Annotated in this window: 19 protein-coding genes; 10 read left to right on the top strand and 9 right to left on the bottom strand. The window is 65.1% G+C overall.

All coding sequences use genetic code 11. The features are described 5' to 3' along the window. Nucleotides 1–11: 11 nt before the first annotated feature. The gene (locus tag I6F16_RS02310; RefSeq protein WP_109143973.1) at nucleotides 12–1,976 is read right to left on the bottom strand and encodes a hypothetical protein; all 1,965 of its coding nucleotides are present in this window, start codon (nucleotides 1,974–1,976) and stop codon (nucleotides 12–14) included. Nucleotides 1,977–2,215: 239 nt separating this feature from the next. Here I6F16_RS02310 and I6F16_RS02305 point away from each other — a divergent pair, with 239 nt between their 5' ends. Together I6F16_RS02305 and I6F16_RS02300 are read left to right on the top strand one after the other, a co-directional pair. Continuing rightward, complete coding sequence (locus I6F16_RS02305; protein ID WP_225114141.1) at nucleotides 2,216–4,525, top strand: NADP-dependent malic enzyme; 2,310 nt, start codon at nucleotides 2,216–2,218, stop codon at nucleotides 4,523–4,525. A 352-nt stretch (nucleotides 4,526–4,877) separates the two neighbouring features. Continuing rightward, on the top strand, nucleotides 4,878–5,330 hold the full coding sequence (locus tag I6F16_RS02300) for a DoxX family membrane protein (protein WP_036000486.1): 453 nt from the start codon (nucleotides 4,878–4,880) through the stop codon (nucleotides 5,328–5,330). Nucleotides 5,331–5,333: 3 nt separating this feature from the next. On the opposite strand, the gene I6F16_RS02295 is transcribed toward I6F16_RS02300, so the two are convergent. The 5 genes from I6F16_RS02295 to I6F16_RS02275 form a co-directional block, all read right to left on the bottom strand. Continuing rightward, entirely contained in the window at nucleotides 5,334–6,449 is a 1,116-nt protein-coding gene (locus I6F16_RS02295; RefSeq protein ID WP_225114140.1) for a helix-turn-helix domain-containing protein, read from the bottom strand. Nucleotides 6,450–6,747: 298 nt separating this feature from the next. Then, nucleotides 6,748–7,299: a dihydrofolate reductase gene (locus I6F16_RS02290; protein WP_225114139.1), complete on the bottom strand. Its 552-nt coding sequence runs from the start codon at nucleotides 7,297–7,299 to the stop codon at nucleotides 6,748–6,750. Nucleotides 7,300–7,308: 9 nt separating this feature from the next. Continuing rightward, entirely contained in the window at nucleotides 7,309–8,331 is a 1,023-nt protein-coding gene (locus tag I6F16_RS02285) for a polysaccharide deacetylase family protein (protein WP_225114138.1), read from the bottom strand. Nucleotides 8,332–8,510: 179 nt separating this feature from the next. Then, nucleotides 8,511–9,080, bottom strand: a complete 570-nt coding sequence (locus I6F16_RS02280; protein WP_036022762.1) for a glutathione peroxidase — start codon at nucleotides 9,078–9,080, stop codon at nucleotides 8,511–8,513. Nucleotides 9,081–9,169: 89 nt separating this feature from the next. Further along, nucleotides 9,170–10,693, bottom strand: a complete 1,524-nt coding sequence (locus tag I6F16_RS02275; protein WP_225114137.1) for a L,D-transpeptidase — start codon at nucleotides 10,691–10,693, stop codon at nucleotides 9,170–9,172. Between the two features lie 208 nt (nucleotides 10,694–10,901). Here I6F16_RS02275 and I6F16_RS02270 point away from each other — a divergent pair, with 208 nt between their 5' ends. After that, the gene (locus tag I6F16_RS02270; protein WP_036000425.1) at nucleotides 10,902–11,450 is read left to right on the top strand and encodes a CreA family protein; all 549 of its coding nucleotides are present in this window, start codon (nucleotides 10,902–10,904) and stop codon (nucleotides 11,448–11,450) included. A 12-nt stretch (nucleotides 11,451–11,462) separates the two neighbouring features. Here the strand turns inward: I6F16_RS02270 and I6F16_RS02265 are convergent, their stop codons facing one another. After that, nucleotides 11,463–11,672, bottom strand: coding sequence for a hypothetical protein (locus tag I6F16_RS02265; RefSeq protein ID WP_311735374.1), 210 nt, complete (start codon nucleotides 11,670–11,672; stop codon nucleotides 11,463–11,465). Nucleotides 11,673–12,087: 415 nt separating this feature from the next. Here I6F16_RS02265 and I6F16_RS02260 point away from each other — a divergent pair, with 415 nt between their 5' ends. Together I6F16_RS02260 and I6F16_RS02255 are read left to right on the top strand one after the other, a co-directional pair. After that, on the top strand, nucleotides 12,088–12,252 hold the full coding sequence (locus I6F16_RS02260; protein ID WP_167361658.1) for a hypothetical protein: 165 nt from the start codon (nucleotides 12,088–12,090) through the stop codon (nucleotides 12,250–12,252). A 32-nt stretch (nucleotides 12,253–12,284) separates the two neighbouring features. Continuing rightward, nucleotides 12,285–12,647: a hypothetical protein gene (locus tag I6F16_RS02255; protein ID WP_036022768.1), complete on the top strand. Its 363-nt coding sequence runs from the start codon at nucleotides 12,285–12,287 to the stop codon at nucleotides 12,645–12,647. Between the two features lie 10 nt (nucleotides 12,648–12,657). On the opposite strand, the gene I6F16_RS02250 is transcribed toward I6F16_RS02255, so the two are convergent. Then, the gene (locus I6F16_RS02250) at nucleotides 12,658–12,903 is read right to left on the bottom strand and encodes a DUF6719 family protein (RefSeq protein WP_225114136.1); all 246 of its coding nucleotides are present in this window, start codon (nucleotides 12,901–12,903) and stop codon (nucleotides 12,658–12,660) included. A 67-nt stretch (nucleotides 12,904–12,970) separates the two neighbouring features. Then, complete coding sequence (locus I6F16_RS02245) at nucleotides 12,971–14,440, bottom strand: PLP-dependent aminotransferase family protein (protein WP_225114135.1); 1,470 nt, start codon at nucleotides 14,438–14,440, stop codon at nucleotides 12,971–12,973. A gap of 74 nt (nucleotides 14,441–14,514) precedes the next feature. Between I6F16_RS02245 and I6F16_RS02240 the strand changes: the two genes are divergently transcribed. From I6F16_RS02240 to kynU, 5 genes are all read left to right on the top strand, one after another. After that, entirely contained in the window at nucleotides 14,515–15,240 is a 726-nt protein-coding gene (locus tag I6F16_RS02240) for a pyridoxamine 5'-phosphate oxidase family protein (RefSeq protein WP_225114134.1), read from the top strand. Nucleotides 15,241–15,294: 54 nt separating this feature from the next. Then, entirely contained in the window at nucleotides 15,295–16,572 is a 1,278-nt protein-coding gene (locus I6F16_RS02235) for an ArgE/DapE family deacylase (protein WP_225114133.1), read from the top strand. 244 nt (nucleotides 16,573–16,816) lie between these two features. Then, a complete protein-coding gene (locus I6F16_RS02230; protein WP_225114132.1) occupies nucleotides 16,817–17,629 on the top strand; it encodes an alpha/beta hydrolase in 813 nt (270 codons plus the stop codon). A gap of 32 nt (nucleotides 17,630–17,661) precedes the next feature. Further along, nucleotides 17,662–18,501: a tryptophan 2,3-dioxygenase gene (gene kynA / locus I6F16_RS02225; RefSeq protein WP_036033884.1), complete on the top strand. Its 840-nt coding sequence runs from the start codon at nucleotides 17,662–17,664 to the stop codon at nucleotides 18,499–18,501. 8 nt (nucleotides 18,502–18,509) lie between these two features. After that, nucleotides 18,510–19,712 (top strand): kynureninase, encoded by a 1,203-nt coding sequence (gene kynU / locus I6F16_RS02220; protein ID WP_225114131.1) that lies wholly within the window; start codon nucleotides 18,510–18,512, stop codon nucleotides 19,710–19,712. Nucleotides 19,713–19,737 lie beyond the last annotated feature (25 nt).

The following is a 19,737-nucleotide window of genomic DNA, read 5'->3' as shown; positions in this document are numbered from 1 at the left end:
CTGTCTCTTCCCTACAGCCCCGTCGAGGCCTCGATCCTGAACTGCGCCAGCGCGCTCTGCGGGTCGGTTTGCGAGAGCTGCATCAATTGCATCAACGGCACCTTGGCGCGGGGCGTCAGCTTAATGGTCAGCGTCTGCCCCGGCGCTTCCACGAATCCGGCGAGCGCGTCGACCGCGCCCCTGGCATCGCTATTGGTCCCTGCAATCTTCTCGCCTTGCGCCCTGATCATCGCGACGATGGCGCTGCGGGCAGCATCGCGGCTGACATTCTGCATGCGTGCGAACTGCGCCACGACGAGATCGACCACGCCGCCGTCACGCAGCGAGGCCTCAAGCGCGCCGGTTTCGACCAGCGCTGCCTGACCCATCGCCTGCGCCGGGTCGGTCGTGAACAGGCCGCGCGGCACATTGACGAGCGCGACGCGGGTCTGCAGCCTGGCGAGGTTGCCGAGATCGAGCGTAGCGGGGGCGAGCGCGAACGCGCCCGACGATTCCGTCCAGGCCGCGCCGAGATCCAGATCGATCGCCAGCTTGTCCACGCCTGCCACGATCAGCGGCTGCAGCGCCGGATTGTCGGGATCGGTCGGCGCGACCATCTTCACGACCAGATTGACCTTGCTCGGGATCGGCCCGACGAACTCCCCCCAGTTCAGGCTGATCGTATCGATGGTGAAGAGCTGCCGCGTCGTCTTGTACGGCGAGACCACGCCCTTGATCTCGGCACCTTGGAGCACGCGGAATAGGCCGACCATCTGATCGGGCGAGGGCGGCCGTCCCGGCGTTTGGAGACTCGCCGCCCAGCGCATCAGATTTGCCACGCTGAAGGACTTCAACGCGAAGCGGTCCATCTTGAACTGGCCCTGCGGCATCGGGATGTCGAGGCCCTCCAGCGTTATTCTGTCCTGATCGTATTTGACCGCGTCGAGCCGTCCCGTCCCTTGCGGCGTCTCGGCCGTTTGCCGGCCAATTTCGGCCTTGCCGATCTGGAAGCCGTCGAAGAGGTCGGCCACCTTCTCGATCATGTCACGCGACTGTGCCGGCGTTGGGATCGAGCCGTCGGCCGGCACCAGCGCGATGATCTCGGCCGGCCGGAATTTCGAGGGCCGGATGGCAATGTCGTCGAAGGTGAACCCGTCCACCTGCATGCGCATGCCGGGAGCCGCCGTCACGACATAGGAGTTGACCGAGATGCGCCGATAGATCCTGTGAAAATTGTCGTCGTTCGATCCTTGCGGATCGAGCGCAGCCCTCACGGCGGTTGGGTCGAATTCGTAGATGGCCAGGCCGGACAATTCGCCGGTCATCTTCGCGGGCCTGCCCGGCTGGGTCAGGTCGACCGTAAGGGCGACGCGGTCCATCTTCGCCGTTTCGATCTTGCCCCGGTTGACGTTCTGGATGGACACGCCCGAATAGACATAATCACCGCCGCCGGCATTGCCGCCCGCATCGACGTTGACCTCGAGGGTCGGCACCGCGATCTCCGACGCCGAGATGTTCGCGTATTGCGCGAGGATGAAGCGGTACATGTCGATAATCGAGCCGGTCACCGGCGTGCCCTCTGCGCGGGTCGGGCCGGAAAAATTGCGCGCGGTGATCTGCGGGAGCTTGTAGTTCGCCTTCACGGTGATCCGCTCGGTGGATGTAAAGCCGACCTCGACGCCCGACGCCTCGATGCTGTCGGCCGAGAAACGAGCCTCGTCCGGCTGGCGCACACCGACGGCCGTGATCTTGGCGACCTTCAAGGTGGCGAGCTGCGCCTGGGCAGGCTCGACTTTGATGTCCTCCACCGTCAGCGTCCGGGTCGCGAGCTCGAACCCGATCTTGCCATGGCTCGCCTTGCCCCCACCCGAGCGGATCTGCGCGAACACCGCCTCGACCTCGGCGGTCGCCCGGTTCTGCACATACAGATTGAAGCCGAACCATCCGCCCGCGGCGAGCACCGCTGCCACGACGAGGCCGATCAGGATTCGCTTCATTCCCAGCTCCGATTGCCGATTTTGGATCGCGCAACCTGCCATATTCGCGAAACGCCGCGCGGTCCAGAGAAAGCTATGGTTTCAAATATTTGACGGCGCGCCCTGTTGACGGGGATGCAATCGGATGTTGCCACCGGGCCTTCGGCCGTGCTTCATCCCGTTTCCATGACCCGGAAATACGGTCCGCTTGGGCCGTCGAATCGCATTTTTGAGGCCGGTAACGCGAGGCGAGACACCGCATGTCGTCCTATTCTGATGATCTCCACCAGGCGGCGCTCGCCTACCACCGTCTGCCGCGCCCTGGAAAGCTCGAGATCCAGGCAAGCAAGCCGCTTGCCAACCAGCGCGACCTTGCGCTGGCCTATTCGCCAGGCGTCGCCGCGGCCTGCACCGAGATCGCGAAGAACCCGGCCGAGGCGGCCACGCTCACCACGCGCGCCAATCTGGTTGCCGTGGTCTCCAACGGCACCGCGGTGCTCGGCCTCGGCAATATCGGTCCGCTGGCCTCCAAGCCGGTGATGGAAGGCAAGGCGGTCCTGTTCAAGAAATTCGCCGGCATCGACGTGTTCGACATCGAGATCGCCGCCGACACCATCGACCGTGTGGTCGAGACCGTGGCCGCGCTGGAGCCGACCTTCGGCGGCATCAATCTGGAGGACATCCGCGGGCCGGAATGCTTCGAGATCGAAGCGCGCTTGAAGGAGCGCATGAAGATTCCGGTCTTCCACGACGACCAGCACGGCACTGCGATCATCGTCGCCGCCGCCATCACCAATGGTTTGAGGCTGAACGGCAAGAAGCTGTCCGAGGTCAAGATCGTCGCGTCGGGGGCAGGGGCCGCGGCGATCGCGACACTCAATCTCCTGGTCTCGATGGGCGCGCAGCGCAAGAACATCTGGGTCTGCGACATCGACGGCCTCGTGCACGAGGGCCGCAACACCTCGATGGACCGCTGGAAGGCGGTCTATGCGCAGAAGACCGACAAGCGCACGCTCGCCGACGTGATCGGCGGCGCCGACATCTTCATCGGGCTCTCGGCGCCGGGCGTGCTCAAGCCGGAGATGGCCAAGGCGATGACCGACAAGCCTTTGATCATGGCGCTCGCCAATCCGGTGCCGGAAATCATGCCGGAAGAGGCGCGCAAGGCGCGCCCCGACGCCATGATCTGCACCGGCCGTTCCGACTACCCGAACCAGGTCAACAATGTCCTCTGCTTTCCCTTCATCTTCCGTGGGGCGCTCGACGTCGGCGCCACCGCGATCAACGAGGAGATGAAGCAGGCCGCCGTCGAGGCGATCGCGCAGCTCGCGCGCGAGGCGCCGTCGGATGCCGTCGCGCAGGGTTTCGACACCGGCGAGACGCAGGGCTTCGGTCCGGGCTCGCTGATCCCGAGCCCCTTTGATCCCAGGTTGATCTTGCGCATCGCGCCGGCCGTGGCGAAGGCGGCGATGGAATCGGGCGTCGCAACGCGCCCCATCACCAATTTCGACGAATACACCGCGCTGCTCGAGCGCTTCGCCTTCCGCTCCGGCCTCGTCATGAAGCCGATGTTCGCCAAGGCCAAGACCCAGCCGGTGCGCGTGATCTATGCCGAAGGCGAGGACGAGCGCGTGCTGCGCGCCACGCAAGTCGTGCTGGAGGAAAAGCTGGCGCGGCCGATCCTGGTCGGCCGTCCGTCGGTCGTGGAGGCGCGCATCAAGCGCTTCGGCCTCTCGATCCGGGCCGGCAAGGATTTCGACCTCGTCAATCCCGAGGACGATCCGCGCTACCGCTCCTACGTGCAGTCCTATGTCGAGGTCGCCGGTCGCCGCGGCGTGACGCCGGATGCAGCCCGCACCGTGGTGCGCACCAACAATACGGTGATCGCCGCGCTTGCGGTGACGCGCGGGGAAGCAGACGCCATGCTCTGCGGCGTCGAGGGCCGCTACATGAGCCATCTGCGCCACGTCCGCGAGATCGTCGGCTTCTCGCCTGGAATCAGCGACTATGCGGCGCTGGCGCTATTGATCACCAGCAAAGGCGCCTTCTTCATCGCCGACACGCAAGTTCGCCCCCATCCGAGCGCGGAGGAGCTTGCCGAGATCGCATCGCTCGCCGCGGTCCACGTCCAGCGCTTCAACATCAAGCCGAAGATCGCCTTCGTCTCGCATTCGGATTTCGGCAGCTACGACACCGATTCCTCGCGCAAGATGCGGCTGGCGACCCAGCTTCTGAAGGACAAGCATCCGGAGATCGAGGCCGACGGCGAAATGCAGGGCGACACCGCGCTCTCCGCAGCTGCGCGAAGGATGGTGCTGCCGCATTCCAAGCTGGAGGGCGAGGCCAACATCCTGATCATGCCGACCCTGGATACTGCCAACGTCGCCTATCAGATGATCAAGTCGCTGGCGGACGCGCTGCCCGTCGGCCCGATCCTGGTCGGCCCGGCGCGCCCCGCGCATATCCTCACCCCCTCGGTGACGGCACGCGGCATCCTCAACATGACGGCCGTGGCCGTGGTGGAAGCGCAGGAACGCGCCTCGCGGCAGCAGCCGACGTTGTTTACGTAAGGCACCGCTGTCGCGCCGCTGGAGGTGCAATCCTTCTCCCCTTGTGGGAGAAGGTGGCATAGGCGGCCTTCGGCCGCCGTTCTTAGCGACGCCGAAGCGAAGCTTCGGCCGTGGCGCCGGATGAGGGGTTGTTTCCGCGAGTCGGGATCTCGCGAGTTGCCCGTGCCGATAGATACCCCTCATCCGTCTCGCCGCTTCGCGGCGAGCCACCTTCTCCCACAAGGGGGAGAAGGGAAGAGACCGGCAATTTTGAATTCCTATCAGTTCGCCATTTCCCCGTTTGTAAACCGGCGCACGACTCTCCATAATCTCCTCAAGCGTTCTGCGCTCCGAGCTTGCCAAGAGGCCGATCATGCCAGCGTTCGTGACTTTCGGGCGAATCCTGTTCGCCGTGCTGTTCATCTACACGGGCGCGACCAAGCTGTTTGCCATCCAGGCCACCGCCGACGTCATCGCAACCAAGCTCGTGGTGCCCGATGTCGTCGCGCCTTATGCCCAGCAGGTCGAGACGGCGACCGCCATGACCACGCCGCAGCTCTTGGCGATCGCGATCGGCGGGCTCGAGATCATTGCAGGGCTGATGATCGCGCTGAATTTCGGCGCGCGTTTCTTCGCGATGCTGCTGATCGTCTACGTCGCCGTGGCGACCGTCCTGTTCTACGATTTCTGGAACATGGCGGCGCCCGACAACGCCAAGATGCTGGTCGACGCGCTCAAGAACCTCTCGATCATCGGCGCGCTCTGCATGATCATCGGCTATGGCCGCACCACGCGTCCGGCCGAGGCGGCCTACGGCGACGTCTAGCGGTCACTCCGCTCTCGGCGGCGCGATCTCGCGCATCCAGCGGGAAATCGTCGCGCTGCTCGCTCCATCGCTGCCGCGCTGCCGGCCGAGCAGGGCGGCCTCCCGTGCGGCGCGGGGCGTGATGCCGTAGGCGGCCTTGAACGAGCGTGTGAAGTGCGCGTCGGTGCCGAGCTGCCAGCGCCGTGCCACCTCGCTGATCCGGGGGCCCCGCGCGCCCGAATCGGCGAGGTCGAAGAAGGCGCGGTGCAGCCGGCGGCTGCGGATGTAGTCGGCGATGCCGCCGACCGGGGCGAACAGCCGGTACAGCGAGGCCCGGGACAGGCCGAAATGGGCGGCGATCGAATTGGCCGACAGATCCTCGCTGGCAAGGCCAGCCTCGATATATTGGCGGATCCGCATCAAGGACGGGCTTGCCGCGACGCCATGGTCGGCATCGGCCTCGCCCCGTTCGATTTCGTTGCGAAGGCACGCGGCCAGCAGCGACACCGTGCCCTCGACCACGGATTGGCATTCGTCGAGGCTCATGCGCGGGGCAAATTCGAACAGGGCGGTGAGATGCCCCGCCAGCAATCGCGCGATCACGCTGCTGCCCGGCAGCACCAGGCCATGCAAATCATCGACCCGCAAGAGATGGGCGGCGAACATCGGGCGCGGCACGACCAGCGTGACATTCTCGAACGCCGTCGCCTTGGTCTCCAGCGCCTGGGCGAGATCGAACAGGCAGATGTCGCCGGCGCGTACGCGCATCGGCCGTGTGCCGGCAACGCCGTCATAGCCGCCCTTCAGATAGAGCTGGAGGATGATGTGGTCGACGCCGCTGCGCGCGATCGTTTCGGCCGTCCGGCGGAAACGCTGGCCGCTGGCACGGCTCAGCCCGATCAGCACCGGTCCCATGGCGTAGGAGCTGAGGTCGGCGCGAAACGGGCCCGGTTCGCCGGCGGCGAGCTCGTCCACCTCGAACAGCGTGGCGACGGCTTCCCGCCACGCTGCGATGTTCGCCTCCGTCTCCATCTGATCGGCGCTGAAGCCGAATGCCGGCAGCAGGGACGATATCGGGGCGACATCGTCATTCAATCCGGAAGCGTCCGTCGGACTAGTCGTCGTGCAGTCGTCGCTCATTCTGGCCGTGGGTTAGTTTTTGCTCTTTTGTCTCAGTCTATTGATGCGGTGTGTCGCAGCCGTTGGCTCGTATTGACGCCGCGCCGCGGACGTTGGCTATAGCGCCACGACCGCCGTCGGGGCCGATTTTCGGGTCTCGGCAAATATGCTAGCCGGCTTTGCGCTGGCCGGCGGCGGGACCAATTTTAGCACGGCACATCAGCAATATGCGGAACGGTATGATGTTGCAGGTACTGTGCATGGGGTTGTTTTTCCAGTTTGGGTCGGAGCCGGCGTAAGCGCCGCCACTGCCGGCAGGCTACCCCCGCCGCCACGGGGTCACGGTCACTTCATGCGCCGCGTCGAGGAGGTAGGGCGCACCCGGCCTCATCCCGTGCGCAGCCAGCACCTCGTGAGGCGTCCGCTGGGGCACGCCGACGAAGCAGCCCTCGCCGCCGGGCAGCCGCACATGCGGAGCCTCCGACAGCCAGAACGTGTCGTAGCGGTCCATGAACAGGTCGAACACGACCGGTCCGCCGATGACGGCGACCATGCCGGATGCGACGTCGGCGAAGGCGCAGGCCTGCTCGAAGTTCGCATGCTCAGGATTCCACAGCGTCGCGTTCGGCATCTCGGGATCGACGGTGAGGTCCCTGATCTTGCGGGTCAGGATCAGCCGCCTGCGCCTGGCCGAATTCGGCTGCTGCTCGTGCGAGTTGCGGCCGTGCACGATCAGCGCGGCGCGATCGAGCGCCTGCTCGAAGAACCGCTTGTCACCTTCGAATTTCAACGTCTCAGGCATGATGTGCGACGGATCGGCGAGCATGCCGTCCGCGGAGACGATGACGTAGCCTTCGATACGGAAAGACAAGTGCGACGGCTATTCGGAAACGGTGGTCACCACCGAATTGACCGGGCGCTGGCTCACCGTCGGCAGCTTGAGATCCTTGAGCAGCTCCTGGTCGTATTCCGGCAGCGTCGAGGCCGGGAACTTGGCGCGCATCGCGACCACCTTGTAGCCGCCGGCCTTCAGCCGCTTGAGCAGCTCGGGCAGGGCCTCCGCGGTGTGCTTCTGGAAGTCGTGCATCAGGATGATGCCCTTGCCCTTGGTGTCGAGCTTCTTCATCACGGTCTCGACGATCTTCTCGGGCTTGGAAGCCTTGAAGTCGAACGAGTCGATGTCGCAGGAGAAGCTCGCGACATTGCGGTTGCCGAGATAGGTGACCATCTCGGGCGGATGCTGCAGCGCCGGGAAGCGGAAGAACGGCGCGGGCGAGATGCCGCCGAGCGCCCACTTCACCGCCGCAAAGCCCTTCTCGATCTCGTCCTTGCGCTGCGCTTCGTTGAGCTTCTTGTTGTTGAGGTTGGCGTGCGACCAAGTGTGGGCGCCGACGGTGTGGCCGGCTGCGTAGACCTGCTTGAGGACCTCCGGCTCGTAGGTCGCGTGCTTGCCGATGATGAAGAAGATTCCGGTGGTGCATTCGTCCGCGAGCGCCTTCAGCACCGCGGGCGTGTTGCGCGGCCAGGGGCCGTCGTCGAAGGTCAGCACGACCTCCTTGTCGCGCAGGAAGTCGAGCTCCTTGAAATGCTCGAAGCCGAAGCCGGGACCGCCCGTGGTGTCGATCTCGACGGTGCGGGCGACGCCGAGTGCGCCCGGTGTGTTGCAGGCCGCGCGGGCCGGCTGCGGCGGCTGTTTCGGCGGAGGCGGATTGACGAAACCCGCCGGCGCCGCGGCCGCTGCTGCGGGCGCTGGAGCTGCAGGGGACGTTGCAGCCGCCGGTGTTGCCGTCGGCGCGGCTTGCGGTGCGGCCGCGGGCTTCGCGGCCGGCGTCTGCGACCATGCGGCGCCGGAGAGCGCCACCGACATCGCACCTGCTAAAATCAGTCCTGCCGCCACGCGCATGGTGATGTCCCTCGAGATTGATCCCGTTGTTCCGCCGTGGCTTTTCGCCTGCGGCAAAAACCGTCCTGCCCAAAACAATCCTAGCCTAGATGGTGGGCCATCGCCATTGCAACGGCTGTTTGATGCCGCGTCGCAATTGTGCCCAGCCGGATGGCGTGCACTTGAGTCGTGCACGTGAGTCAAGTGTCGGCCAGGGCCCTTGCAATGGCGGTCTTGATCCGCGTGTCGGCCGGCTCGACGGCGGATGGAAATACCTCGGCGATATAGCCGTCGCGGCCGATCAGGTATTTGTGGAAGTTCCAGCGCGGAACTTCCTTCGGTCGGGCTTCCGCGGCCCATTTGTAGAAGGGATGCGCCCGCGCACCGACCACCGCAGCCTTGGCCGTAATCGGGAAGGTAACGCCATATTGGTGGTGTGCGGTCTGCGTGATCTCGCTGCTGCCACCGGGCTCCTGGCCGCCGAAATCGTTGGACGGCACGCCGATCACGGTGAGCCCGCGCCCGCGAAACTCGTTCCAGATTTCCTGCAGGCCGGCATATTGCGGCGTGTAGCCACAGAGCGAGGCCGTGTTCACCACCAGCAGCGGTTTGCCGGTGAACGTGGCGAGGCGGATGTCGTCGCCTGACAATGCGGGGAAGGAGAAGGCGTAGGCCGAGATCCGGCTCATGGCGCCATCAGCGAGGGCGCGCGTGACAGGCGCGAACGCGCCCGCAAGCGTGACGCTCAGCACGGTTCTGCGATTCATCATGACGGCGTCCCCCGAGATGATCCGAGGGCAGATTACTCCGCCACTGCGGCCTCGCGCGTCAACACCGCGTTATCGGTCCTGCGAGAGAGCTAGTACAGGCGGACGATGAAGTCGGTACCTTCGCCGGTCTCGCCCTGGTTGATGCCCTGGTCGGAGACGATGATCGAGCCGCCTGACGTCAGCATCTCGTTGATTTTCGCCATGGTCTCAGTGGGGACCGAGATGCGGTTGAGGGCTTCGGCTGGGCTGTCCGGCGTCACCACCGGTTTTGCGGCGACGGGGATCACGGCGGCACCGCGCTGGCGGCGCGCCACGCGGTTGTCGTCCTCGCGCGCCACGGAACGGGCGGACACGGGCAGCGACACCACCGACCAGTGCAGCGTGTTGGCATCGGCCTTGTCGAGCTCGGCGGTGAAGACATGCGTGCCGAGCGGCCGGTCGCTCGCGGCGATCGTGACAGGCACCTCGAACAGCGGCGCAAAATTCTGCCGCACATAGAGCTTGGAATCCTTGCGGCTGATGAAGACGGCAATCTGGCCGGCCCGCTTGGGTGTGTCCGGCTTTGCCGCCGGCGCAGGATCGGTGAGGCGGCCCTCGTCCTTCTTTGCATCGGGTGCGGTGGCGAGCGCCGGCGCATCGGGTGCCTTCGCGGCTTCCGTTTTGACCGGGTCGACCTTGTCGGCAGGCTTGTTCTCGGTCGCCGGCTTGGCGGCGTCTTCGGACGCAGGCTTGGCCGCTTCGGCCGTCTTGACCTCGTCGGCCGTCGCCGCGGCTTCCTCGCGCGCAGCCGCATGGCCGGTGGTCACGTCCGACAACACGGTGTGGCCGACCGAGGTGCGCAGCTCGACCACGCTGTCGGCGCTGGCCGTCTTGGTCTCGACCGGCTTGGCTTCGGTCGTGCCCTTATCGGCCTTGTCAGCGACATTGGTCTGCGGCGCGAGGCTCGCGGCGGGCTGCGGCGGCACGCGCATGGAGGCGAGCACGGGATGGGAGAAGCTTTGCGGCGACACCTGGCCGGGCGCCACGATCACGCGCGCGCCCATCCTGGTCCAGTTCCACATCTTCATCGCGAACGCCATGGGCATGCGGATGCAGCCATGCGAGGCCGGATAGCCCGGCAGCGCGCCAGCATGCATCGCGACGCCGGACCAGGTGATCCGCTGCATGTACGGCATCGGCGCGCCGCTATAGAGGTTGGAACGGTGGAATTTGTGCTTCTGGATGATGCTGAACACGCCCATCGGCGTCGAGTGGCCCTTCATGCCCGTCGACACCGGTGATTCCGCGAACACGCCGGCTTTGTCGTAGACCGTCATCTTCTGCCGGTCGATCGAGACGACAATGACGAGTGGCCCTTGCGGCTTGGTGCCGGCTTCCTTCTCGACAACGACGTCCTTCTTGCTTGCGGCGCCGCGCTTTTGCGGCTTCTGGCGCGGTATTTCGGGAAGCCGGTTCGGCCGGGCGTAGTAGGGCCGGTCGGAATAGTCCGTCCAGTAATAAAATGCTGCGTTTGCTTCGCTGGTTGCGCCGATCGCACCCGCCGCCGTCAACATGGCGACCTGCCACAGCCGTGCCGGCTTGGCAGGCGAACCCCACCCGTTCACGCTGTTCATCCTCGAATCCATTATCCAAATCAGACGTTAGTCTCGCAAAGGGGATACGCGTTCACCAGCAGCGCGGTTCTGCCATCAGCTACTTTTGTCCAAGGCGTAGCAAAAAAGCCTCACGGAGCGGTAAACGGCGGCCGGGTCCGCTCCTCTGCCGCCTTCCTGACCGCCGCTTGCGTTCCTACATTGCGGGGACTTGTTAGCGGAGAACTTCATGTCATCTCGTTTCCCCGGTCTTTCGAGCATCCGTCTGAAAGGCCTCGCTTTATTCCTCCTGGCTCTGACCGCGCCAATGGCCTCGGCATCTGCGGCCGACGAACCTGATCTGATCTTCCGCCGCTCTACCGTGTTCAAATGGATGAGCCCGAACGACAAGCTCGCGACCTATGGTCTCGACGATCCCGAAGTCGAAGGCGTCGCCTGTCATTTCACGGTGCCGGAGAAGGGCGGCTTCAAAGGCTGGCTCGGCCTTGCCGAGGAGGTCTCGGACATCTCGCTGGCCTGCCGCCAGGTCGGTCCGGTCAAGTTCAAGCACAAAATGGAGCAGGGCGACGACATGTTCCGCCAGCGCCGGTCGCTGTTCTTCAAGAAGATGCAGATCGTGCGCGGCTGCGACGCCAAGCGCAACGTGCTGGTCTACATGGTCTATTCAGACAAGCTGATCGAAGGCTCGCCCAAGAACTCGACCTCGACCGTGCCGATCATGCCGTGGGGACCGGCGGACGCAAACGTCCAGAAGTGCGGCGAGTTCTTCACGCAATGAGGCGCTCCGCGTTCACTCCTGCAACGCGCTCGCGTTCACCCGGCGGCGATCGCGCGGCGTCGCAAGGCGCGATCCGGTCAGTCGCACGAACGTTTGCGGCGCCGCCTCGAGGCCGCGGCTCGATTGCAGCGCCATTGCGCCGGTGCTGCCGCGAATGATCGGTTGATCTGCGCGCTCCGTCGGTGGATTTTCATCGCGCGGCGTTGCGCGATTTCCCGCCATCATGGCCATCCCTCACGTGAATGCGCCCGATGATCCGGGCGTCTCGGTTTCGATGGCTTGGGTCGTTGCTGAACCAATTCCGGTTCGACAGGATCCAGCCTTCTTTTGCCGCCCTTTCAGCAGAAAAACGTAAAATGCATGTGAAGCGCGCGCGGCGGCCGCGTGACAACGCCTGGGCGGGGTGCACGTCCGTGCCGGCGCCGGAACTTGGCAGGCGACTTTGGCCTGCCGCCAGACCTATCTGAAATAACTGGCATTTTCCGAGAATTGTTTCGTCGCCGTGGCCGGGACGAAACAATTCTCACGAAGACGAAACCATTTTCAGTTTTTCGCGCATCACGCGCGAAACCGCCCGTGGTTATCAGGCTCATAACGACGACGGCGCACCGCCGGCAATCGAATTGGGACACAGATCATGCGCGCGCTCAGCTTCATCCTTGCTTTCGGTTTCGTGCTCGCCGGCTCCTCGTTGGCGGGTGCGCCCGACGGCAATCTCCCCGGTGTCGGTACCTTCCAGTACAGCGGCTCGCCCGTTGCGGTTCCGGCCGCTCAGCCGATCATGGTCGCCGCGCGCTTCTGACTGCACACAACGAAACAGCCGGCAAAACTATCATGTTGCTTCGTCTCTGCGCCGCAGCGTTCGTGTCCCTTCTGACGATCAACTCCGTTCAGGCGCAGGTCCGCTCACCTTCCAGGCTACCCGATCCGCGTGGCGAATTCGTGCGCCAGTGTGCGCCGCACATGCTCGGGCGCTGGCAGCATCCGGAAGCGGTCTGCGGCTGCCTGCACGATCACGCCGCCGCGGCCGTCGAGGATCGCGATCTGCGCGAAGCGCTGCTGCGCGGCATCAGCGAGACCGGCGTGCCCACCATCGAGACCGATTGGGTACCGGCCTCCAAGCACAGCGAGATCGGCCCGACCTTCACCAAGATCGCCAAACCGACCCTGCAGTGCATGTTCGATCCGGCGAAATAGTCCCGGATCCTTACTTCGTTTTCGGTCCGTGCCGGGGCACGCAGGAACTCGTGCGCGAGACTCCCTTGTCGGTCATCTTCGCGCCGCGCACTTCCCTGAGCTGACCGGCGGGGCAGGTTCCGTCATCCACGAGCACGCGCTGGCCGAGCTTCAGATCGCCGATGTCCTGCTCGCGTCCGACTGTGGCAGCGGGTGCCGTCGAGACAAGCGCGATGGAGATCAGCAGCGAGAGGCAGGTCGCGTGGCGCAGCAGCATGATGTGAGGTCCCGGAATCGATGCCGCAATCTAGGGAGCGGCGGGCGATTCTGATAGTGAAGCTTCGTCAGGCCCGGCGGGCCGGTTTTCCTTTTGCGGCCAAGGCTGCGCGCGATTCCCTCGCGAGACGTTCCGCGGACGCCACGAGCTGCGGCACGGGATGTCCGGAAAATCCCAGCACGAAGCCGGGCAGGGGACGCCCGCGCGAATAGGTGTCGGCCAATAGCCAGCCTTCGGCGCCGGCCGCCTGCTTGGCCAGCGCCGCCACCGCCGGATCGACGGCAGGATCGAACCGGGCGACAAGATGCAGGCCTTGTGAGGGCACCGGCACCGAAAGCGCGCCACCGGATGCGACTTCCAGCCTCTCGGCGAGCACGTCGCGCGCCTCGCGATAGAGTTTCCGCACGCGCTTCAGATTCGCGGCGAAGGCGCCGGAATTGAGCATGTCCGCCACCGCGCCCTCCATCAGCGTGCCGGGAAAGCGGTCGAGCGCCGCCCGCGCCGTCGTCACGTCCGCGATCAGGCGTTCGGGCAGCGCGCAATAGCCGATGCGCAGGCCCGGAAACAGCGTCTTGGCAAAGGTGCCGAGATAGATCACGCGCTGGAGCCGATCGATGCCGGCGAGCGACATCAGCGGCGCGCCGTCATAACGGAACTCGCTGTCGTAATCGTCCTCGAGCACGAATGCGCCGGCCTGTTTGGCCCAGTCCAGAAGCTCGAGCCGTCGCGGCATCGACATCTGCACGCCAAGTGGAAACTGGTGCGACGGCGTAACGTAGGCCGCGCGCGCGGACGGTGCCGCGATGCGGCCTTTGGCGACGCGCATCCCGTGCTCGTCCACCGCGACAGGCACAGTGCGATAACCGCAATGGACGATGGTTTTTCGCGCGGCGGGATAGCCCGGGTCCTCGCACCAGACCTGGTCGCTGGATTTCAGGATCGCGCTCAGCACGATGCGCAGCGCGTGCAGCGTGCCCGAGGTCAGCATGATCTGGTCGGGATCGCAACGCAGCCCCCGCGCCGACAACAGATGGTCGGCGATCGCAACGCGCAGCTCGCGGCTGCCGCGAGGGTCGCCGTAATGCAGGTGCTCGGTTCCGAATGCGCGCATGCGGCGGCCGACGAAAGCGCGAAAACGCTGCACGGCGCGTTCGTCGATATGGGTGCAGCCAAGCGCAAACGCGCCCTGCTTTGGAGCTTCGAGAACGACCTTCGGCTTGTTCGGCTCGGCGGCGCGCTTGGGGATACGTGCCGCGACGAACGTTCCGGAGCCGACCGTCGCGTCGGCAAAGCCGTCGGCGATCAGGCGCTCATAGGCGGTGACGACGGCGTTGCGGCGGAATCCGGTCTGCCTGGCCAGCGTCCGCGACGGCGGCAGCGGCTCGCCCGGCCTGACCAGGCCGGAGACGATCATCTCGCACAGCGCCTGATAGAGCCGGTGCGCGGCGGAAGCGCCGGCCGTGACGTGAGGGCCGCTGAGATCGAGCGGAAGCTCGGGCGTGGTTCGGGACGACGAATTGGTCGGAATTTTTCGCATGGAATTGGAACTATCGCAGACCAAATGCGCCGCTACAACTGCTCCGGATTTCTTCCATCCGAGCAGGAGCGGCCGTGAGCCAGACCGAGACCTCGAATTCCTATCCGACATCGGCACGCAACCAGGTGAAGCGCCGGCACGACCGCGGCTTCTATGATCACGACACGGTTCACCGCATCCTGGATTCCTCGATGCTGTGCCACGTCTCCTACGCAATCGACGGCCAGCCTTATTGCACGCCAACCTTCTTCTGGCGCGAGGGCACCAGGCTGTACTGGCACGGATCGAGCGCCAGCCGCATGCTACGCAACCAGAGCAAGGGCGAGCGCGTCTGCCTGACGGTCGCCCATCTCGACAGCCTCGTGCTGGCACGCTGCGGCTTCAACCATTCCGCCGACTACCGCGCCGTGATGGCGTTCGGCACAGCCTATCTCGTCACCGACCCCGATGAGAAGGAGCGGGCGCTGATCGCGATGGTCGATCGCTTCTTCCCGGATCGCACCGCCGGCCTGCGACAGAGCACCACGCAGGAAATCAAGGCGACGTCCTTCATCGCAATGGAAATCGAGGAAGCCTCGGCCAAGATCCGCGCCAAGGGCGTCGCCGACGATGACGAGGACTATGCGCTGCCGATCTATGCGGAGCGCATTCCGGTCCGCACCGTGCTCGGCGCCCCCGAACCGTGCCCGCGCCTGCTCGATGGTGTCAGCCGGCCTGCGACTCTGAACGGCTATTCCGAAGGCCGGCTGCTCGAAGATGCATTGCGGGATGCATATTTTCTGGAGTACCCGAACGGCTGAAATCGGCTAGTTTGCGCGCTCCCTGGGACCATTGGAATGTCTGGAGTCGCCCGAATGAATGCCGAAACGCAGCAGAGGATTCTTGACGCCGTCGACAGCGGCTTCGAGGCTCAGCTTGCAACCACCCGCGATTTCGTCGCGATCCCTTCGACCCGCGGGGCGGAGGGACCATGCCAGGACATGATCGGCGATCTCCTGCGCGAACGCGGCTACGAGGTCGACGACTGGCATATCGACGTCGAGGATTTGAAGGACCTGCGCGGCTTCGGTCCGATCGAGCACGATTTCTCGAAGGCGCGATCCGTGGTGGGAACTTACCGTCCGAGAACCAATGGCGGCAAGTCGCTGATCCTGCAAGGGCACTGCGATGTGGTGCCGGCCGGTCCGCTGGAATTGTGGGAAACACCGCCATTCGCGCCCGTCATCAAGGACGGCAAGATGTTCGGCCGCGGTGCCTGCGACATGAAGTCCGGGACGATCGGTGCGCTCTATGCGCTGGACGCGATCAAGGCCGCGGGCTTCAGGCCGACGGCGCGGATCCATTTCCAATCGGTGATCGAGGAGGAGAGCACCGGTGTCGGCGCACTCTCGACGCTGCAACGCGGCTATCGTGCGGACGCCTGCTTCATTCCGGAGCCGACCGGCGGCAAGATGGTGCGCTCCCAGGTCGGCGTGATCTGGTTCCGCCTCCGCGTGAAGGGGCATCCGACCCACGTTGCCTTCGCAGGCTCCGGCGCGAACGCGATCATGGCGGCATATCACCTGATCCAGGCGCTGCAAAAGCTCGAGATCGAATGGAACGAGCGGGCCAAGGCCGACCGTCACTTCAAGACGCTCGACCATCCCGTCAACTTCAACGCCGGCATCATCAAGGGCGGCGACTGGGCCTCGAGCGTGCCGGCCTGGTGCGATGTCGACTGCCGGATTGCGGTGTTGCCGGGCTGGTCGATCGCCGATCACCAGAAGGAGATCATGGCTTGCGTCGCCGCCGCTTCGCGCAACCACCGCTTCCTCGCCAACAATCCGCCGCAGGTCGAATGGTCCGGCTTCCTGTCGGAAGGCTATGAGCTGACCAACGCCGCGGAGCCCGAGGCTGCGTTCGGGAAGGCCTTCAACAGGGTCTATGGCGGTACGCCAGAGGACCTCGTCTTCACGGCGCTGACCGACACGCGCTTCTACGGCCTCAACCACGGCATCCCGAGTCTGTGTTTTGGCGCCACCGGAGGCGAGATGCACGGCTTCAACGAGTTCGTCGACCTGGAGTCATTGAAGAAGGCGACCAAGGCGATGGCGCTGTTCATCGCGGAATGGTGCGGCGTGGAGAAGGCGTAGCGGTCTCCCCATCGCCACTGCGGTAGGGTGGGCAAAGGCGCACTTGCGCCATGCCCACCACCTTTCTCTCGGATGAACCAAGATGGTGGGCACGCTCCGCTTTGCCCACCCTGCGACAGCTCAGCTCGTAGCGGTCGCTGCCCAATCCACCGGCTCTCCCTCAATCCTTTAAGCTTAAAAGAAAGACTAGGATGCCGCCCTGACCGGTGGCAGACTGGCGTTCGGTTAGTCCTCGGGAGCAACAATGCGCGATTGGGATGACGCTTACGCCAATTCGGCCCACATCCCGGGCTCGGACAAGCTGCCGGCTCTGTGGGCGGAGCGGGCGGCGGCCTACCGCGCCGGGCTGAAGGAATTTCGCCCCGACATCGCCTACGGCGCCGGCGAGCGCCAGAGGCTCGATCTGATCCTGCCTGACGGCGACAGCAAGGGTCTCGTCGTCTTCGTCCATGGCGGCTACTGGATGCGCTTCGACAAATCGACCTGGACCGATCTCGCCGAAGGTGCGCGGCACCATGGCTGGACGGTGGCGCTGCCGAGCTACACACTGGCACCAGCTGCCCGCATCTCCGATATCACTGCGGAGATCACCGCCGCGATCGCCAAAGCGGCATCGCTCGTCTCGGGGCCGATCCGGCTCGCCGGCCATTCCGCCGGCGGCCATCTCGTCACACGCATGCTGTGCGGCGACAGCCGGCTCGAGTCCGCCGTCTACAACCGCATCGCCGGTACGCTCTCGATCAGCGGCCTGCACGACTTGCGTCCGCTCCTGAAGACGGGGATGAACGAGACGCTGCGCATGACGATGGAGGAGGCGACGCTGGAAAGCGCGGCGCTGCATCTGCCACGAGGGCGTTCGCCAGTGACGGCCTGGGTCGGCGGCAGCGAGCGGCCCGAATTCATCCGCCAGTCCGATCTGATGGCGAACATCTGGACCGGCTTCGACGTGCCGACGCACCTCGTCGTCGAGCCCGGCCTCAACCATTTCACGGTGATCGACGGGCTCAAGGATCAGTCGTCACAGATCACCGCGCGCCTGATCGGCCTCGATGAATGAGGCCAGGGACGATCGATCGAGAGGGGCCAGCCATGACGTCCAGCGATTACGATCCCACAAGCGAAGGCGCCGAGACCGATTTCACCCGGCGCATGTCCTACGGTGATTATCTCGCGCTGGACGCGATCCTCGGTGCGCAGCATCCGCTGTCGGAGGCGCATGACGAGATGCTGTTCATCATCCAGCATCAGACCACGGAACTGTGGATGCGGCTCGCCATCCACGAGCTCGCGGCTGCGCGCCGTGCGATCTCACGGGATGAGGTGCAACCCGCGATGAAGATGCTGGCCCGAATGTCGCGTATCTTCGAGCAGCTGAACGGGGCCTGGGACGTGCTGCGCACAATGACGCCCAGCGAGTATACCCGCTTCCGCTCGCAGCTTGGACAATCCTCGGGCTTCCAGTCGCGGCAATACCGGCTGATCGAATTTCTGCTCGGCAACCGCAACCACGCCATGCTGAAGCCGCACGCGCACGATGCGGAGACGATCAAGCTGCTCGAAGCCGAGCTCGCGACGCCGAGCCTCTATGACGAGGTGCTGCGGCTTGCCGACCGCAACGGGCTCAAGATGCCTGCTGCGGTGCTGGCGCGCGACGTTCGCGAAACCCACAGCTTCAACGAAGGCGTGCTGCAGGCCTGGCGGATCGTCTACGAGGCGCCGGAAACCCACTGGATGCTCTACGAACTGGCCGAGAAGCTGGTCGATTTCGAGGACTATTTCCGGCGCTGGCGCTTCAACCACGTCACCACGGTCGAGCGCGTCATCGGCTTTAAGCGTGGCACCGGCGGCACTGGCGGCGTCAGCTATCTCAAGCGCATGCTCGAGGTCGAACTGTTTCCCGAACTCTGGCGCGTGCGTACGATTCTGTAGGGATGTCCATGACCCGGCTTCGCGTCTACGACGATACCAGAGCCTTGTTCCATTTGCCTGACGGCGTGATCTATCTCGACGGCAACTCGCTGGGTGCGCTGCCGCTGGGCGTTGCCGAGCGTGTCAACCGCGTGATCACCGAGGAATGGGGCAACGAGCTGATCCGCGCCTGGAATAGTGCAGGCTGGTATGTGCAGCCGCGCCATGTCGGCGACCGCATCGCGCGGTTGATCGGCGCGGAGGCCGGCTCGGTCATGGTCGGCGACACGCTGTCGCTCAAGGTCTATCAGGCGCTAGCTGCCGCGCTCGACATGAGCGTCTCGCGCAAGGTGATCCTGTCGGATACCGGTAACTTCCCGACTGACCTATACATGGCCGAAGGCCTGATCGCGACGCTCGGACGGGGCCATCAATTGCGCCTGGTAGCACCGGAGGAGATCGAGGACGCATTGTCTGAGGAGATCGCCGTTCTGTACATCACCGAGGTCGACTACCGCACCGGCCGCCGCCACGACATGGCGAAGTTGACAGCGAAAGCGCATGCGCTCGGCATCGTCACGGTCTGGGATCTCGCCCATTCCGCCGGCGCGCTGCCGGTCGATCTCGCCGGGAGCGGCGCCGATTTCGCCGCGGGGTGCACCTACAAATATCTCAACGCCGGCCCCGGCGCGCCGGCCTTCCTCTATGTCGCACCGCGCCATGCCGACGGCGCGCGCGCCGCGCTGTCGGGGTGGATGGGCCACGCAAAACCGTTTGCTTTCGAGCTTGCCTATGCGTCCGCGGGCGGCGTCGAGCGCATGCGCGTCGGCACCCCGCCGGTGCTCGCCATGGCGGCGTTGGAGGCCTCGCTCGATATCTGGGACAAGGTCGATATCAAGGAGGTTCGTGCGCGTTCGCTGGCGCTGGGCGATCTCCTGATCGGTGAAGTCGAGCGCCGTTGTCCGCAACTCAAGCTCGTGACGCCGCGCGACCATGAGCGGCGCGGCTCGCAAGTCTCCTTCGCCTTCGCCGGCGGCTACGCCGCGATGCAGGCCCTGATCGCCCGCGGTGTCGTCGGCGACTTTCGCGCGCCCGACATCATGCGCTTCGGCCTCACGCCGCTGTACATCGGCGAGAGCGAGATCGTGCGGGCCGCGGAGATCGTCGAAGAGGTGATTTCAGGGGAGGTGTGGCGACGGCCGGAGTATCAGGTCGTGCATGCAGTCACGTGAGGGTGGTCTCGTGCCCCGGACGCAG

This window comes from Bradyrhizobium sp. IC4060, from assembly GCF_020193715.1.
Lineage (GTDB): Bacteria > Pseudomonadota > Alphaproteobacteria > Rhizobiales > Xanthobacteraceae > Bradyrhizobium > Bradyrhizobium yuanmingense.
This window is presented reverse-complemented; position numbering and strand designations above follow the sequence as displayed.